The organism is Chamaesiphon sp. OTE_20_metabat_361, assembly GCF_031364565.1.
On record NZ_JANLWO010000025.1, the window covers coordinates 1 to 2,350 of the forward strand.

Here is a 2,350-nt window from a genome sequence, read left to right on the forward strand (position 1 = left end):
ATATCAAAATCGCGGCTTGGAACTGCTAGATCTGATTCAAGAGGGGACGATGGGTTTAGAACGTGCCGTCGATAAATTCGACCCCACCAAGGGCTATCGGTTTAGTACCTATGCTTACTGGTGGATTCGCCAAGGGATTACTCGCGCCATCGCCACCCAGAGCCGAAATATCCGCCTCCCCGTCCACATCACCGAAAAGCTCAACAAGATCAAAAAAGTTCAACGCGAGCTGAGTCTGGCTACCGGACGCCCCCCACGATTGGAGGAAGTTGCCAAAGCTCTAGACATGACGCTGGTACAATTGCAAGAAGTACTCATGCGCGTCCCGCGATCGGTATCATTGGATGTGAAAGTTGGTAAAGATCGGGATACCGAATTGGGAGATCTGCTCGAAGCTGACGAAGTGACTCCAGAACAACTACTGATGCGCGAATCGCTCCAAGGCGAACTCGTCCAACTGCTAGCCGATTTGACCGATCGAGAGCGGGAGGTAATCTGTCTGCGGTTTGGGCTAGGATACAATCAAGCGCACTCTCTAGCAGATATCGGACGAGTACTCGAACTCTCCCGCGAACGCGTCCGCCAAATCGAATCCAAAGCACTCCAAAAACTCCGTCAACCTAAACGCCGCAATCGCGTTCGGGACTACCTAGAATCGATGAATTAAAAATTTGAGTGAGGGTAATTCTCAAAATTGGGTAAGGGTAATTCATTGATTAGCCTCACCCAATTTTTAAAGCTACAAAAACGTAGGGTGGGCACTGCCCACCAACAATACCGAGCAGCAAAAATAAGGATTTAAGCTTGTATAAGACACGCTACACGATCGAGCAATATCTTCAACAATCGTTCGCGAAGTGTCTCTGCAAGAGAATCGAGACATATTTCATATTTAACAAATATTTTTACGACAAATAATAACTTACAAGCGATCGAATACATTTAACACTTATCTAATTCGAGCGAATATATGTATGTGGGCAGTGCCCACCCTACAAAACTAATTCGAGCGAATATATGTATGTGGGCAGTGCCCACCCTACAAAACTACAAAACTATTCTCTTATAAACAAGCGATCGAATATATTTAATATCAATTGAATTCGATCGATTACATGTTGGTGTGTCCTACTCATCCTAAAAAATTGCTCCAAAATTGAAATTTGTTAGCTAGGTAACTATTTGAATTCTCACTTTCGTTTATATTTTGACTCATACTGCCAATACTATGGTCAAAATTAACTATGAACCTCCCAGATATCGTGTCCGAACTCTTAGCCGCCAAGCAGCGACAAGGATTGAGCTTTGCCGATCTCGAAAAAATCTTAGGTCGAGATGAAGTCTGGATTGCGGCGGTGCTGTACAGACAAGCCGCTGCTTCGGAAGATGAGGCGAAGTTACTCGTTGAGGCCTTGGGACTGAGTGCTAATTATGTCGATCGATTGACCGAATATCCGATTAAAGGTTTAGGCCCGATCGTGCCGACAGATCCCTTTGTCTATCGGTTTTATGAGATTATCCAAGTCTATGGGTTTCCGCTCAAAAGTGTCATCCAAGAAAAGTTTGGCGATGGGATTATGAGCGCGATCGATTTTACGATGGATGTGGACAAAGAAGTCGATCCCAAGGGAGATCGAGTCAAACTTACCATGTCTGGGAAATTTTTGCCTTATAAAAAGTGGTAAAGCGGTTGTAACCCAGTTTGAATTACGCCGCCGAGCGCTCGATCGGATAATACAAGCCATAATTTTATTGTCTGAGATAACCGCTCCTAATCTAGTCGCCACGCTATCTAGAGCGATCCCCGCACAAATGTTCCTCAAGGAGAATAAAGCACAGAATTTTTTAAGCATTTAGGACACATTTTGCGCTATTTTACTGGGTATATTTAGTTTGTGTAGCATTGGGTTAACAAAGCTGTGAAAAGCGTGTATTTCTTGTGGTCATTGGTGACGGGTGTGGGGTTGATGGGTGTTCAGACTTTTGGCAATCCATTTAGCGATCGAGTTCAGTATCGAGTTGAGTATAGTGGTAAAGTCGGGAGTACATTGTGGGGGAGTTATACCATGACTCAGCACGATCGCTCTCGGACGAGTACTACAGAGCAGGCGATCGGGAAACTACCGCTGACAATTAATTTTGTAACTGGTAAAAATATGACGATCTCGGCAAATGGTTCGACTACCGATCGAGAACCGATTGCCATCAAAATCTATAAGCATGGTGCAGAATGTAGTAATTCTAGTCGCACCGATCGAGCGGGGGTGACTAATACAATCGTCTGTAGGTAGGTCGATTGGCAGCTAAAAGTCCACTCGATCGACTAATTTAATCGATAGTTTGAGATTTA

At 44.5% G+C, this 2,350-nt stretch carries 3 protein-coding genes; all 3 read left to right on the plus strand.

Annotation, left to right across the window (positions count from 1 at the left end; translation table 11 throughout):
* The coding region (locus RMO35_RS00600; RefSeq protein WP_309737836.1) for a sigma-70 family RNA polymerase sigma factor at nucleotides 1-667 on the plus strand (667 nt) is incomplete at its 5' end.
* 577 nt (nucleotides 668-1,244) lie between these two features.
* Nucleotides 1,245-1,685: a cyanase gene (gene cynS, locus RMO35_RS00605; RefSeq protein ID WP_309737837.1), complete on the plus strand. Its 441-nt coding sequence runs from the start codon at nucleotides 1,245-1,247 to the stop codon at nucleotides 1,683-1,685.
* A gap of 234 nt (nucleotides 1,686-1,919) precedes the next feature.
* Entirely contained in the window at nucleotides 1,920-2,291 is a 372-nt protein-coding gene (locus RMO35_RS00610) for a hypothetical protein (RefSeq protein WP_309737838.1), read from the plus strand.
* Nucleotides 2,292-2,350: the final 59 nt, after the last annotated feature.